The sequence below is a fragment of the Sutcliffiella horikoshii genome, from assembly GCF_019931755.1.
Classification (GTDB): domain Bacteria; phylum Bacillota; class Bacilli; order Bacillales; family Bacillaceae_I; genus Sutcliffiella_A; species Sutcliffiella_A horikoshii_E.
This window is the reverse complement of record NZ_CP082918.1, coordinates 609472-624521: the sequence shown is the minus strand read 5'-3', so window position 1 is coordinate 624521 and position 15050 is coordinate 609472. Positions and strand designations below refer to the sequence as shown.

The following is a 15050-nucleotide window of genomic DNA, read 5'->3' as shown; positions in this document are numbered from 1 at the left end:
ATCGATAAAAATAAATTGATTTCGAAAGTAAACGAAAATAAAAAGAGGAGCATATATTTCCATATTCTTGACAACCCATAGTTAACACCCCGCTTACATATAGGTTTTAGTATATGAAACGGAAGATCGGGAGGCAGGTGTAGGGACAGGCACCGTGACCCACCTACAAATGAGGCAAGGAACCTGTCCCCTCTATACCAATGTCTTAAACTCCACCACAGAAGATAGCTTGATCAAGGTTGACGGCTCTCCAAAAGGTAAAGTCGCATCAATGAATTCCCCCAACTCTTTAACCGACTCCCCCACTACCTTCACCAAATAACTATATTGACCTGCCAGTCGATGGCACTCTACCACGGCTGGGTGCTCACTGCAAAAGTCTCTGAATTTCTTCCCTTGTTTGGTATCAAACAAAATAAAGGCTGTCACATTCTTATCAAGTTTCTCAGGATCCACAATCGCCCTGTACCCCTTTATCACTTTTTTATCTTCAAGCTTTTTTACCCGCTCATTTGTTGCAGGGGTGGAAAGACCAACCCTCTTCCCCAGTTCGGTCATCGACATTCTAGCATTTTCTTGAAGATGACTAAGTATGCTCTGATCTATCTCATCCAAGCTACTTCCCTCCATCGCATTAAAAATTAAAGTAACTAACTACTATTATAATAAAATAGCATGAGATCTTTGCGAATAACCTTCAAAATATTATGTAAATAAAATAATACACCCGATAAAATATAACTAACTTAAATAAAGGAGAGAACAACAAATGGAGATCTACCAAGCTACCATGAAAGACCTAGATGCTGTTGCAAGTTTATTTAATATGTATCGTACTTTCTATCAACAAACACCAGATTTAGAGGGCGCCAAGACTTTTATTAGAAGTCGTTTAGAAAATAAGGATTCAGTCATATTCGTCGCAAAATCAAACAACGAATATATCGGATTCACCCAACTCTACCCCACCTTTTCATCCATATCGATGAAAAAGGCATGGATATTAAATGACATGTTTGTGGATGCAAAGGCCAGAAACCACGGGGTTGGAGGAATGCTTTTACAAAAAGCAAAGGAGTTTGCTAACAAAACTGGTGCTAAAAGTATTACATTAGAAACAACACCAGATAATGAAGTGGCTCAAGGATTATACGAAAAATACGGGTATAAAAAGGACGATCAATATTATCATTATTATTTGGAACTTGGAGAGTGATTCAAAAATCCTTGTAGACAAAAACGATTATTCATCCACCTACACATTTGAACTTCGTTGAAAGAGACATGCCTCCTCGACATGTCTCTTGTCAGCAAGACTAGCTATGTGAAAACGTGGACAATTCCCCCTCCTCCTTCAATAAATCCCTTCCTTTTTCATATTCTCGAGCCCACTAACATATATTGGTCTATGTAAATTCTTTTCCATTCTCTCTACCTCCAAGCACGCTATTAATCCCTCAAATTCTCTTTAATCTCTCCCCTTCTTACTAACTATTCATCTAGTAAAATATATCCAAATGTTAAGAACGTATTGCAGGAATGTTACAGGAACGTTACACTTGGTGAGGATTTTGAAATGTAGGAGGAATTACTTTGAATAAATTATGGATTACAATTCTTTTAGCTGGGATGTTGGTACTTACAGCATGTTCTTCTAATAGTGATACAGAGGTTGTTGCCGAGGAGAATACTCCAACTGAAGCGAAGAATCAAGATACTTCAGATAGTGAAGCCGCAAGTGTGGACAAGGGCATATTTAATGTTGAGGTCACTATTCCCTCTTCCATGTTTGAAGGTGAAGATTTAGACACTGTAATCGTTGATGCTGAAGCAGAAGGTATTAAAGCCGCCAAAAATGAGGACGGATCTGTTACTTATAAAATGAGCAAGTCGAAACATAAAGAGATGTTGGCCGAAATCAAACAGTCCATCATAGATTCTATGGAAGAAATGAAAACTAGCGGTGAATTTGTTTCCATCAAGGATATCACTCACAATAATTCATTCACAGAATTCACGATGGTCGTGGATAAAACAACTTATGAAAACAGCATGGACGGATTTGCCTCTTTTGCTCTTGGCATAGGCGGAATGATGTATCAAATGTACGATGGAGTTGAACCTGATAAGTATAAAGTCAACGTTCTTATTCAAGACGAAGAAACAAACGAAGTGTTTGATGAGATCTTGTTCCCTGACGATATGAATCAGTAAGTAAGAAATAAAATATAGGAGGAAAAACTAATGGATAGTTTATTTTTAATATTATTTTTCATTTCATTTTTAGCATTTTTTGTAGGTATGATTAAACCAAATATTGTATTGTCATGGTCTCCTGAAGACAAAAGAAAAAGAAAGCATGTGGCGAAGTACTTTGGAATTGGAACAGTAGTATTTTTCACTTTATTTGCAATCACTACACCTCCTACAAGCGAGAGCACAGTTAAGAGCGAGCAAACAGAGAAAGATGATAACGAGACTTTAAAAGAAGATGAAGAAGAAAACGCTAAAAAAGACGCCGAAGAGCAGGCTAAGATAGAGGCGGAAGAACAAGCCAAAAAAGACGCCGAAGAACAAGCTAAAAAAGAAGCCGAAGAGCAAGCTAAGAAAGAGGCGGAAGAACAAGCTAAAAAAGAAGCCGAAGAGCAAGCTAAGAAAGAGGCCGAAGAGCAAGCTAAGAAAGAAGCCGAAGAACAAGCTAAAAAAGAGGCTGAAGAGCAAGCTAAAAAAGAGGCTGAAGAAGCTGCAAGAAATGCAGAAACAATGTCACAAACTCAAGCAGTTCAAATGGCTCAAGATTACCTAAATTACACGGCATTTTCAAGAACTGGCTTAATTCAACAGCTAGAATTCGAAGGCTTCAGTAATGCTGATGCTACTTATGCTGTCGATAAAATCAATGTAGATTGGCAAGCCCAAGCAGTTCAAATGGCTCAAGACTATCTTGATTACACGGCATTCTCAAGAAGTGGCTTAATTCAACAGTTAGAATTTGAAGGGTTCAGCAATGCTGATGCTACTTATGCGGTAGACGAAGTAGGGCTGTAGTAGTCTGTTTCCTCAAGCAATATCAAAGAGACATGCCGAATCAGCATGTCTCTTTCTCATTTCGTTAACGGGGAAAAATGGGTCTGCGGTCGAGTAGACGGGAGTCTTTCCTATAAGGATTGAACTCCCTATCCCTCACAGAACCGTGCATGCGCTACTAACGCACACGGCTCTTCCTCTCCATCATTCACAAAATATAGCTAATCTCTTTCTTGAGTTCAAAGATACTATGTTTTAGCTTTGGTTTACGAAACGGAAAACGTTTTAAAAACAGATTATATTTATCCCAGTTGAATGACTTCTTTTGACTTCTCCTATTCATCCACTTGAAGAAAAGTTTCTTAATCTTATCTAGGAAGTTATCTACATACCTCACATTATATGTGAGGCAATAATAGTTGTAGTATCCTACAAGCGACCTGTCTAACCTTTTCTTCACTTCGTGAATGTCCTTATTACGATTCGCTTTCAGCCATTCCTTGCACTCTTTGAGCTTCGCTCTCATTTTCTTACTACTAGACTTAACCTTCGTTAGATATTCTCCAGTTTTACCTCTACTTCCATAATGGGTAAAACCGAGAAAATCAAAAGTAGGTGGCTTTTTAAAGAGTGTCGTCTTCAAGTTGCGTTCTGCGTATTTACCAAACGGTATAATTTTGGTTTTATCCTCTGCGACCTCCAGATTGAATTTCCTTAACCGTTTAACTAATGAATGGTAGAAATGTTCCGCGTCCTCTTTTACTTGGAAACAACATACAAAGTCATCGGCATATCTCACGATATACGCTTGTCCTTTACACTTTTTCCTTACTACTTTTTCAAACCACAGGTCAAGAACGTAGTGTAGATACACATTCGCAAGAATGGGTGAGATGATTCCCCCTTGCGGGGTTCCAATTTCAGTAGGAAACAATCGACCTTCTTCCATATATCCGCCCTTTAAGAATCTAGCTATAATTCTTAAAAGATTCGGATCTGTGATTCTTTCTTTTAGAAATTCCATCATCCACCTGTGATTAACGTTGTCGAAGAATCCTTTTATATCTGCATCCACAATAAAGTTGACATGTTTCTTGTCGATGTAATGGTTCAATATCTTTATTGCATCATGGCAGTTACGTTTAGGTCTAAATCCAAATGAGCTGTCTAGAAAATCCTGTTCGTATATTGCGTTTAAAATCTTCGAGATGGCTCTTTGAACTATTTTGTCTTCATGTTCTGGAATGCCAAGAGGTCGTTTCTTGGTAGTTCCAGGTTTACCGATGTAGGTTCTTCTAACCGGAGTTGGTCTATAACTCATAGATTTCATTCTCTTTACTAGGTTAGAGATATTCCTGTCTAGGTCGAGTTCATATTCCTCCTTGGTTGTAGCGTTAATCCCCGGTGCTTTCTTACTAGGAAGTTCATGGTGACACTGCTTTAGATTGTTTTCGTTCATAAGATGCGCTAAACTTGTAAATTTCATCTTTGGTTCAGCTTTAGCTAATTCAGCTATCCTTACTAGTTTTGTTTCCATTTGTTTAACCTACCTCTGTGTGTAGTAAATGTTTCCCTATAAGGGTGATTTTGAGGCAGCCTACCTTCCCTCCATCAGCATTACCCGATTTCATTGGTACTACGTGGCTATCCGACTCCCTACGCGACATTTGGCTCACTCACTTTTTATCGCTTGATTGCCATACTCTCAAATAAATTTGAAAGACCCGCAGGGTCTCCCGAGTTGCCGTAACATATCAATGTATTACATGCCATGGTCACCGACTCCGAGTAGGTCACCTTTGTTAAGCCGTTACAACTAGGTGATGTTGCTTTCTGCACAGGCAAACGCATCAGCCCTACTAACTGGGGGTTACGGAGCTCAATCCCTTCAACCATATTGGCTTACGGCCTGCAATCTAACTGTCTACGCTTAAAGGCAGTGGTTACCCACTACCCTCCAAGACTCGCTACGAGTGGATGGCTAATCCTTTCTCGGCGGGAATCCCACCCGCTATATGTCACGACCTAGGCTCGGTCGCTCTGCCTGTCCCCTCAACCCACTAAAATCCAACAGAAAACTCCTCTTCTTCGCTTGTTTTGATCGTCAGGTTCTTGAGTTCTTCTGGGTTGCTTTCGTCTATGATGAGGCCTAGGCTTCCGACTTTTTCCTCGCCTGGTTTTAGTTCGCCGTTTAGTTTTTCAATGTAGAAGTCTTCTTCCCATGTCACGGTTTCTCCTTGATTGGTGGTGAGCTCGGCGACCGGCGCAAAGTGAAGGGGTTCGTCGCTGTTATTTTTCACCTTTACATTCACTCGAACATACGGGAATTCCACTTCTTCGTGGGTTAAGCCGTGAAAATAGTCGACCAAATCCGGGGACGGACGATAGTTCATCACCTTCACCTCTTCAATCGTCATGGTGATATCCCCTAATTGCTTAGTTTCATTTAGATTGGCATATTGCTTAAGCGTGACTACGCCGTCCTCATCTTCCAACGTTTCGCCCACCTGTTTTAGTTTTCTGTCGTCAGGGGCTTGCGGGCTGTCTTGGAACGTTTTGGGGCTAGACTCCGTTTCAGTTGCCTCCACCTCATTCGTGCTTTCTGAAGCAGAATTCTGAACTTTTTCCGTATCTTCTATAGAACATCCCCCTAAAAACAAAGCCGCCATACCTATGATGAAATAACGTTTAAATGACATGAAAAGTACCTCCTAAAAATGAAGCATCCCGAGAAGAACTCGGAATGCTTTTAAAATTCGTCATCAATTCGATCTCAATTAACGCCGTTATTTATCATCTTTATGCTTGTCTTTCCCTTTTCGAGCTTCTTTCAAAATATTAAAGATTTCTTTTGCTGTATCAGTATTATCTATTTTACCTGTGAATTTATCCATGCCAGGTCCGTATGCATATACGGACACGTCTTCCCCGGTGTGACCGTCTGTTGTCCAGCCAGTTCCAGTGCGAAGGTCAAAGATTTTCTCAATGGCGTTGTCGATTTCTAAAAGCTCGCCACCACTTGTTTCTTTTGCATCTTCTACAGATTGGATTTCTTCATCAGTCAATTCAAGATCAATATACTCATTCAATGTTTCTTCCACAGGTGCACCTTCTGCGATTTTCTTGGCGATGAAGTCAGGTGTCTTCTTCGCAGCTTTAATGGCAGCTGGATCCCATTTGTACTCGCCGTCACGACCCATCGCCATTCCTCCCGTGGAGTGGTCGGCTGTCGCAATAACTAACGTGTGCTTGTCCTTTTTCGCATAGTCAATCGCTGCTTGGAACGCTTCTTCAAAGTCTTGCATGTCACTCATCGCACCAACAACATCATTATCATGGCCAGCCCAGTCAATCTGGCTTCCTTCCACCATCAGGAAGAAACCTTCTTTGTTGTTATCAAGGCGGTCAAGTGCAGAGTCAGTCATTTCTTTCAGAGAAGGCTGTTCCTCAGGACGGTCAATCATTTTTTCTAACCCTTTTGGTGCAAAAAGACCTAGAATCTGCTCGTTATCATCCTTTGCCATTTCCTCAGCAGTTGTTACATAAGAATAGCCATCTTTTTCGAATTCTTTTGTGAGATCACGATCTTCACGGTCAAAATAGCTTGTCCCGCCACCAAGAAGTACATCCACTTTATGTTCACCGTTGATTAAATCGTCGTAATAATCATCAGCAATTTGATTGTAATTGTTACGGGATTCATCATGCGCTCCGAATGCTGCAGGAGTCGCATGGTTGATTTGGGAGGTTGCTACTAGTCCAGTAGATTTTCCGTTTTCTTTTGCTTGCTCCAGGACAGTTTTTACGTCTTTTTTCTCCATATCAACAGCAATCGCGCCATTGTACGTCTTGATTCCAGCAGACATGGAAGTTGCAGCCGCTGCGGAGTCCGTTACGCTCTCCTCTTCATCTGAAGAATGAGTGGACTGCATCCCGACAAGATAAGGATCGAACGCGGTCTCTTCCACTTCTGGAGTATTCGGATCATCTTTAAGAGAACGGTACGCACTCGTATATGAATTGCCCATTCCATCTCCAATCAGGAAAATAACGTTGCGAATTTCTTCTTTATTATTATCTTCTTTCTTAGCGGAAACTTGATTCATTGCGACCCCACTTACCGCAAGAGAAGCAACCATGGATACTGTTAATAGTTTTTTAGAAAACATAATAACCTCCTGGAAAATGAATTTATCAATCTCACTTACAGGAGTCAGTATACTAACATACTATTAAGCCACCCTTGAGCCAGCGTAAAGATTGGTTTACAAGAGTGTTACAGTGGGCTGAGGGGACAGGTTCCTTGACCCACTTATGTTACTCACAGCACCAGAATGGGTCACGGGTCGAGTAGACGGGAGCCTTTCCTATAAAGATTGAACTCCCTATCCCTCACAGAACCGTGCGTGCGCTACTAACGCACACGGCTCTTCCTCTCCATCGTTTACAAAATATAGCTAATCTCTTCCTTGAGCTCAAAGATACTATGTTTTAGTTTTGGTTTATGAAACGGAAAACGTTTTAAAAACAGATTATATTTATCCCAGTTGAATGATTTCTTTTGGCTTCTCCTATTCATCCACTTGAAGAAAAGTTTCTTAATCTTATCCAAGAAGTTATCTACATACCTCACATTGTATGTGATGCAGTAGTAGTTGTAGTATCCTATAAGCGACCTGTCTAACCTTTTCTTCACTTCGTGAATGTTTTTGGTACGATTAGTTTTCAGCCATTCCTTGCACTCTTTGAGCTTCGCTCTCATTTTCTTACTACTAGACTTAACCTTTGTTATATATTCTCCATTTTTACCTCTACTACCATAGTGGGTAAAACCGAGAAAATCAAAAGTAGGTGGCTTTTTAAAGGGTGTAGTCTTTAAGTTGCGTCCTACGTATTTACCAAACGGTATTATTTTTGTTTTATCCTCTGCGACCTCCAGATGGAATTTCCTTAACCGTTTAACTAATGAATGGTAAAAGTTTTCCGCGTCCTCTTTTACTTGAAAACAACATACAAGGCAAGTAGACCACTGGAACCTCCCCAGTAGTCTCTCTCAGAACCGGACGTGAACCTCTCAGCTCATCCGGCTCCCATTATTCAGCCGTAGGTTTGATACCAATATCCCAGTGTTTGAAGAGTTTAGGATTTTGTTTAGATATTCTGCCTAGAAAATGTTCTGCCCTTCTCTTGTGTCGAGATAACTTTTTATACTTTCTTCTCGCCCACATAATTAAGGCTTTGTTTATGTGCCTTAAAGAGGAGTACATTTCTGATTTGTAGAATTTCCCATAGTAGTTAATCCACCCTTGAATTACTGAGTTAAACATATTTGATAGGTCTATGAGCTCTTTATCAGCCTTCAATTGTAGTTTCCAGTCTCTCACTTTTTGCTGAATTGATTTCTTAGATTTGTTACTGATGGCTGGCGTGAAATTCACAAAATGTTTCCCCCACCTGTTCTTCGACAGCCTTGGTCTGAACGTGTATCCAAGAAAATCAAACGCTATGTTTTCATGATCTTCTTTCCTGTCCGCATCCTTACAATATACGATTTTGGTTTTGGAAGGATGTAGTTCGAGTTTACATTCATTCATTCTTTCGCTTAAGGATTTGAGCACATTCTTTGCTTCTTCCTCTGTCTTGCAGTGGATGACTGCGTCATCTGCATATCTAGCGAATGGATTGCTTGGGTGATTAATAGCCATCCATTTATCGAACGCATAATGTAGAAATAAATTTGCTAGCACCGGACTTATGACACCACCTTGCGGTGTGCCGGAGGTGCGTTCTTTTATTCCTTCATTTGTTTGAAATGGTGCTGTTAACCATCTTTTGATGTACAACCTAACCCAGTCAATGTCTGTATGCTTATCTACTGCTTTCATCAGTAACTCATGGTCGATGTTATCGAATAAACCTTTAATATCAAATTCAAGTACCCAATTGAACTTCCAGCATCTTTTTCGGGTTGTCTCTATTGCTTGAATAGCGCTTTTCTTAGGTCTGTATCCATAAGAATCGTCATGAAAGAATGGTTCTACCAAAGGTTCGAAGTATAACTTCACTGTCATCTGTGCAATTCTATCCGCAACCGTTGGAATTCCAAGTGTCCTAATACCTCCACCTTTCTTTGGTATTTCTACCGCTTTTACCGCTGGAGGAAAGTAACTTCCCGATGACATTCTGTTCCAAATTTTATACAGATTATCCTTTAGATTTCTTTCAAATTCTTCTAAAGATTGCTCATCAATTCCTGCTGACCCTTTATTTGCTTTAACCCTGTTAAAAGCTTCAAAAACTATCTTTTTAGATATCGCATATGGCTTTGTTTTATGCATAAGTTCCTCCCAGTACTATGGTTGACTTGTTTATAAAACTGAATAATATAACCCCTTTGCTCCATCTCCGTTAGGAGGTTTCATTGCTACTACGAGTTATTCCGCCCCTATACATGGCATTGGTACTCTGATTCTTGTGGGGCTTCCACTTGAAATCTCTCCCTTAGCATCCATGTCGTAGGTTCCCACGTTCCACACAAAAGCCTATATTAAGTTCACGCCGCCTTTATACCGGTCACCGAACGGACAGTAAACAGGTTTCCTCCGAACTTATCCTGAGTTAACGACTCCCCCTCAGTTTTGATGACATCTCTACGCTTTCGATACTTCTTCAGCGGTTCAATGGTTTTCGTCTCCTTAATACGTACCTGACAGTGTCTTGCACTGCCTTTTCCCTAACGCTCAATACCCTAGCTTTTGCCTAGAGCACCTTAGGGTGGTTTGAAATCTCCACCTGTATGGCGATTCCGAGGGGCCCACCCTCATCTTTTGTGCAGCATGTTACACTATGCAACTCTTCGAGTTGCTTTTGTGTTCCTTCGTGGCACACAGTCATCGGCATATCTCACGATATACGCTTGTCCTTTACACTGTTTTCTTACTACTTTTTCAAACCATAAGTCAAGAACGTAGTGTAGGTACACATTCGCAAGAATGGGTGAGATGATTCCCCCTTGCGGGGTTCCAACTTCAGTAGGAAACAATCGACCTTCTTCCATATACCCGCCTTTTAAGAATCTAGCTATAATTCTTAAAAGATTCGGATCTGTGATTCTTTCTTTTAGAAATTCCATCATCCACTTGTGATTAACGTTGTCGAAGAATCCTTTTATATCTGCATCCACAATAAAGTTGACGTGTTTCTTGTTGATATAATGGTTTAGTATCTTTATTGCGTCATGGCAGTTTCGTTTAGGTCTGAATCCAAATGAGCTGTCTAGAAAATCCTGTTCGTATATTGCGTTTAGAATCTTCGAGATGGCTCTTTGGACTATTTTGTCTTCATGTTCTGGGATGCCAAGAGGTCGTTTCTTGGTAGTTCCAGGTTTACCAATGTAGGTTCTTCTAACCGGAGTTGGTCTGTAACTCATAGATTTCATTCTCTTTACAAGTTTAGAGATATTCATATCTATGTCGAGTTCATATTCCTCTTTGGTTGTAGAGTTAATCCCCGGAGCTTTCTTGCTGGGAAGCTCATAATGACACTGCTTAAGACTGTTTTCGTTCATAAGATGCGCTAAACTTGTAAATTTCATCTTTGGTTGAGCTTTAGCTAATTCAGCTATCCTTACTAGTTTTGTTTCCATTTGTTTAACCTACCTCTGTGTGTAGTAAATGTTTCCCTATAAGGGCAATTTTGAGGCAGCCTACCTTCCCTCCATCAGCATTACCCGATTTCATTGGTACTACGTGGCTATCCGACTCCCTACGCGACGTTTGGCTCACTCACTTTTTTTATCGCTTGATTGCCATACTCTCAAATAAATTTGAAAGACCCGTAGGGTCTCCCGAGTTGCCGTAACATATCAATGTATTACATGCCATGGTCACCGACTCCGAGTAGGTCACCTTAGTTAAGCCGTTACAACTAGGTGATGTTGCTTTCTGCACAGGCAAACGCATCAGCCCTACTAACTGGGGGTTACGGAGCTCAATCCCTTCAACCATATTGGCTTACGGCCTGCAATCTAACTGTCTACGCTTAAAGGCAGTGGTTACCCACTGCCCTCCAAGACTCGCTACGAGTGGATGGCTAATCCTTTCTCGACGGGAATCCCACCCGTTATATGTCACGACCTAGGCTCGGTCGCTCTGCCTGTCCCTATGGTTCAAAACTCAAAATGATACTTGTCTATTTCTCTTAGCACTTCCGTAAATTCTAATGTATCCATTACATACTCATGCCTTGAGCTGCTTTGGTTTTCTAGTTTAATAGAATAAATTACTTTTTTCGCATTGGGGCGCAATGCTTCAACATCTTCTATAGTTATCCATTTTTTATTAAGGGCTTCGATAAGTAAAATATCTGTACTCATAAAACTAACAGGAGTTACTGGATTATGAATCAACCCCATTTTATGAAGGTTGTCCATAATTTTATTTTTGATGGTTAAGGTTCCTTTGTCACTTGAGAAAATGGTGATGTTTTTAATATATGAGGGGAAATGATGGAGTAATAAATATGTTAATACTAAAATTGAAGTTTCTCCGGCGTTCTTACTTAATTCTGTTTCGCATTTTTTCTCGAAACCTTCTTCGTAAAAGCTTTCTATCCAATTTTCTGGGAGATCTGTATTTTGACTATAAAGCTTTTTTAATTTTGCATAATACTTTCTTGCAGGTGAGATAGAAGAAGCAGCATGAAAAATAAGCTCTAATAACCTTAGCTCCTGATAACCAGCCAACTCAATATAGTCTTCTTCCTCACTCATAATAAAATAGGGGGTGGGGATCATTGCAAGATAATCTAATCGTTTTTCACTGTGTGATATCTCTCGATGAACCCATTCTGGTATAAGAATTATATCGTAATTTTCAAATACCACTTGGGCAGGAAACGCCTCTTCATGCTGACTGCAGAACTCCAAATTATTATTGTCCATAATTAAAATACGGCTACTGCTTTTCTCTTTTATTATTTGGCGTAAATCCCTATAACTCCCCACTTTCTAGTTTTCCTTTCACTAGTAGATATTTTTTTTCTAAAGCATCAATAAATTCTTTTGTTTCGATAAAAACACGATCATCTGAAGTCTCTATGGAAACCACCTCATATTTTAACAACCCGAAATCTACTATATAGGAAGGTTTCACTAGATTTTCGTCCAAAGACAATTTTCTAAAAATGTCTATCCAAGATTGTACATCAAAAGGTGTATCAAAATTCAACTTAATTTGTTCTTGAAGCTTTTTATTTTCATACTCAATGGCAGATTCATAAAGCTGAATTAAGATAGCTTTGTACGGCACTTTAAATGTATCCATACAAATGGCAACCCTACAAACAAAATCAGGATGTTTTATGTCGAGGAAGTACTTATAAAGATCTTTGCTTATTAGCATCTGACTTGCAAAATAATCTGCTTTACGTTCTATCAGATCAAATTCTGCTGAGATATCATGAGAATTAGAGAAATCCTCTGTTAAATGATATATTTCATGCCAGTAAATGAAATACTGATACAGTCGAGGTTGTGCAGTATTAATTACTGGAACTTTTCTACCATTGGGTAGTTCCCTTATCGCTCCTCCCCAATCTAAATTAGGAATTGGAATTTGAATTAAATAATTGTCTTTTAAAATTTGCAACCCTAGTTTTTCAGGAGAGTGTATTTCATATTTTGCGAGAAACCTGTGCATATACTTTAAATGGTTTTGAGTCTCATGATGAATTTGTTGGTTTAATTGAATGGTATCATCAAGATTATTACTAGTTATTCTCATTTTTTCACCCCTTTATATAGTAAGCAGCAACAGTCAACAATTCATCCAAATCATTTAAAAGTTCTTGTGTTAGTGGATCTCGACTAGAGGTGGATCTATCTGAATACTGAGTAGACGGGACTTGCCATTTTTCCTGTTGTATGTCAGGTGCTCTTAAGAAATAGTCCACTGGTAAACTGAAAGTTTCTGCAATCTTTTGCATTTGTTCCTCATATATCTTAGGATTTGGACTTTCCCCCTCTAATATTTGATTAAGTGTAGGGCGTGAAATTCCAGTCATTTTCGCCAAAGCTGTCTTAGTGTAACCTTGTAATTTCAAATAGGAAAGTAAATTACTGCCTATGATTTTCTTGAAGTTATATATTGCCATTTTTATCACCTCCCACTTTTGCTTCACTCTCATTATACAATAAAATCCATAAAACTTGTAAAAATAATTTTTACACTTCGTAAAATTATTTTACACGAAAGCTTCTCTTTTTATACAAATTTTTACACAGTTCTTTCCCTAGGACAGGTTCCTCGACCCAATAATAAATATCCACAAAAAAATGGGTCACGGGTCGAGTAGACGGGAGTCTTTCCTATAAGGATTGAACTCCCTATCCCTCACAGAACCGTGCATGCGCTACTAACGCACACGGCTCTTCCTCTCCATCATTCACAAAATATAGCTAATCTCTTTCTTGAGTTCAAAGATACTATGTTTTAGCTTTGGTTTACGAAACGGAAAACGTTTTAAAAACAGATTATATTTATCCCAGTTGAATGACTTCTTTTGACTTCTCCTATTCATCCACTTGAAGAAAAGTTTCTTAATCTTATCTAGGAAGTTATCTACATACCTCACATTATATGTGAGGCAATAATAGTTGTAGTATCCTACAAGCGACCTGTCTAACCTTTTCTTCACTTCGTGAATGTCCTTATTACGATTCGCTTTCAGCCATTCCTTGCACTCTTTGAGCTTCGCTCTCATTTTCTTACTACTAGACTTAACCTTCGTTAGATATTCTCCAGTTTTACCTCTACTTCCATAATGGGTAAAACCGAGAAAATCAAAAGTAGGTGGCTTTTTAAAGAGTGTCGTCTTCAAGTTGCGTTCTGCGTATTTACCAAACGGTATAATTTTGGTTTTATCCTCTGCGACCTCCAGATTGAATTTCCTTAACCGTTTAACTAATGAATGGTAGAAATGTTCCGCGTCCTCTTTTACTTGGAAACAACATACAAAGTCATCGGCATATCTCACGATATACGCTTGTCCTTTACACTTTTTCCTTACTACTTTTTCAAACCACAGGTCAAGAACGTAGTGTAGATACACATTCGCAAGAATGGGTGAGATGATTCCCCCTTGCGGGGTTCCAATTTCAGTAGGAAACAATCGACCTTCTTCCATATATCCGCCCTTTAAGAATCTAGCTATAATTCTTAAAAGATTCGGATCTGTGATTCTTTCTTTTAGAAATTCCATCATCCACCTGTGATTAACGTTGTCGAAGAATCCTTTTATATCTGCATCCACAATAAAGTTGACATGTTTCTTGTCGATGTAATGGTTCAATATCTTTATTGCATCATGGCAGTTACGTTTAGGTCTAAATCCAAATGAGCTGTCTAGAAAATCCTGTTCGTATATTGCGTTTAAAATCTTCGAGATGGCTCTTTGAACTATTTTGTCTTCATGTTCTGGAATGCCAAGAGGTCGTTTCTTGGTAGTTCCAGGTTTACCGATGTAGGTTCTTCTAACCGGAGTTGGTCTATAACTCATAGATTTCATTCTCTTTACTAGGTTAGAGATATTCCTGTCTAGGTCGAGTTCATATTCCTCCTTGGTTGTAGCGTTAATCCCCGGTGCTTTCTTACTAGGAAGTTCATGGTGACACTGCTTTAGATTGTTTTCGTTCATAAGATGCGCTAAACTTGTAATTTCATCTTTGGTTCAGCTTTAGCTAATTCAGCTATCCTTACTAGTTTTGTTTCCATTTGTTTAACCTACCTCTGTGTGTAGTAAATGTTTCCCTATAAGGGTGATTTTGAGGCAGCCTACCTTCCCTCCATCAGCATTACCCGATTTCATTGGTACTACGTGGCTATCCGACTCCCTACGCGACATTTGGCTCACTCACTTTTTATCGCTTGATTGCCATACTCTCAAATAAATTTGAAAGACCCGCAGGGTCTCCCGAGTTGCCGTAACATATCAATGTATTACATGCCATGGTCACCGACTCCGAG

The 15050-nt window shown here is 39.4% G+C and carries 14 protein-coding genes; 3 read left to right on the top strand and 11 right to left on the bottom strand.

Annotated features, from left to right (window positions below; translation table 11 throughout):
• Nucleotides 1–192: 192 nt before the first annotated feature.
• Complete coding sequence (locus K7887_RS03365) at nucleotides 193–615, bottom strand: Lrp/AsnC family transcriptional regulator (protein ID WP_223492179.1); 423 nt, start codon at nucleotides 613–615, stop codon at nucleotides 193–195.
• Between the two features lie 154 nt (nucleotides 616–769).
• On the opposite strand from K7887_RS03365, the gene K7887_RS03360 reads away from it, so the two are divergent.
• From K7887_RS03360 to K7887_RS03350, 3 genes are all read left to right on the top strand, one after another.
• Nucleotides 770–1216 carry a GNAT family N-acetyltransferase gene (locus tag K7887_RS03360; protein WP_223492178.1) on the top strand — a complete coding sequence of 149 codons (447 nt, stop codon included), beginning with the start codon at nucleotides 770–772 and terminating at the stop codon, nucleotides 1214–1216.
• 377 nt (nucleotides 1217–1593) lie between these two features.
• Nucleotides 1594–2214: a hypothetical protein gene (locus tag K7887_RS03355; protein WP_223492177.1), complete on the top strand. Its 621-nt coding sequence runs from the start codon at nucleotides 1594–1596 to the stop codon at nucleotides 2212–2214.
• 30 nt (nucleotides 2215–2244) lie between these two features.
• On the top strand, nucleotides 2245–3048 hold the full coding sequence (locus K7887_RS03350) for an Ltp family lipoprotein (RefSeq protein ID WP_223492176.1): 804 nt from the start codon (nucleotides 2245–2247) through the stop codon (nucleotides 3046–3048).
• Nucleotides 3049–3235: 187 nt separating this feature from the next.
• Here the strand turns inward: K7887_RS03350 and ltrA (K7887_RS03345) are convergent, their stop codons facing one another.
• From ltrA (K7887_RS03345) to ltrA (K7887_RS03300), 10 genes are all read right to left on the bottom strand, one after another.
• On the bottom strand, nucleotides 3236–4564 hold the full coding sequence (gene ltrA, locus K7887_RS03345; protein ID WP_223492175.1) for a group II intron reverse transcriptase/maturase: 1329 nt from the start codon (nucleotides 4562–4564) through the stop codon (nucleotides 3236–3238).
• A 523-nt stretch (nucleotides 4565–5087) separates the two neighbouring features.
• Nucleotides 5088–5726, bottom strand: a complete 639-nt coding sequence (locus K7887_RS03340) for a DUF4352 domain-containing protein (protein ID WP_223492174.1) — start codon at nucleotides 5724–5726, stop codon at nucleotides 5088–5090.
• An 87-nt stretch (nucleotides 5727–5813) separates the two neighbouring features.
• On the bottom strand, nucleotides 5814–7196 hold the full coding sequence (locus K7887_RS03335; protein ID WP_317849233.1) for an alkaline phosphatase: 1383 nt from the start codon (nucleotides 7194–7196) through the stop codon (nucleotides 5814–5816).
• 275 nt (nucleotides 7197–7471) lie between these two features.
• Complete coding sequence (locus tag K7887_RS03330) at nucleotides 7472–7789, bottom strand: group II intron maturase-specific domain-containing protein (RefSeq protein ID WP_223492173.1); 318 nt, start codon at nucleotides 7787–7789, stop codon at nucleotides 7472–7474.
• A gap of 331 nt (nucleotides 7790–8120) precedes the next feature.
• The gene (ltrA, locus tag K7887_RS03325; protein WP_223492172.1) at nucleotides 8121–9365 is read right to left on the bottom strand and encodes a group II intron reverse transcriptase/maturase; all 1245 of its coding nucleotides are present in this window, start codon (nucleotides 9363–9365) and stop codon (nucleotides 8121–8123) included.
• 506 nt (nucleotides 9366–9871) lie between these two features.
• Nucleotides 9872–10672, bottom strand: coding sequence for a reverse transcriptase domain-containing protein (locus K7887_RS03320; protein WP_223492171.1), 801 nt, complete (start codon nucleotides 10670–10672; stop codon nucleotides 9872–9874).
• Between the two features lie 522 nt (nucleotides 10673–11194).
• On the bottom strand, nucleotides 11195–12031 hold the full coding sequence (locus K7887_RS03315; protein WP_223492170.1) for a hypothetical protein: 837 nt from the start codon (nucleotides 12029–12031) through the stop codon (nucleotides 11195–11197).
• Nucleotides 12018–12809, bottom strand: a complete 792-nt coding sequence (locus tag K7887_RS03310; RefSeq protein WP_223492169.1) for an ImmA/IrrE family metallo-endopeptidase — start codon at nucleotides 12807–12809, stop codon at nucleotides 12018–12020. Before K7887_RS03310 ends, K7887_RS03315 begins: the two co-directional genes overlap by 14 nt.
• 4 nt (nucleotides 12810–12813) lie before the next feature.
• Nucleotides 12814–13179: a helix-turn-helix domain-containing protein gene (locus K7887_RS03305; protein WP_223492168.1), complete on the bottom strand. Its 366-nt coding sequence runs from the start codon at nucleotides 13177–13179 to the stop codon at nucleotides 12814–12816.
• A gap of 291 nt (nucleotides 13180–13470) precedes the next feature.
• Nucleotides 13471–14721 carry a group II intron reverse transcriptase/maturase gene (gene ltrA / locus K7887_RS03300; RefSeq protein ID WP_223492167.1) on the bottom strand — a complete coding sequence of 417 codons (1251 nt, stop codon included), beginning with the start codon at nucleotides 14719–14721 and terminating at the stop codon, nucleotides 13471–13473.
• Nucleotides 14722–15050 lie beyond the last annotated feature (329 nt).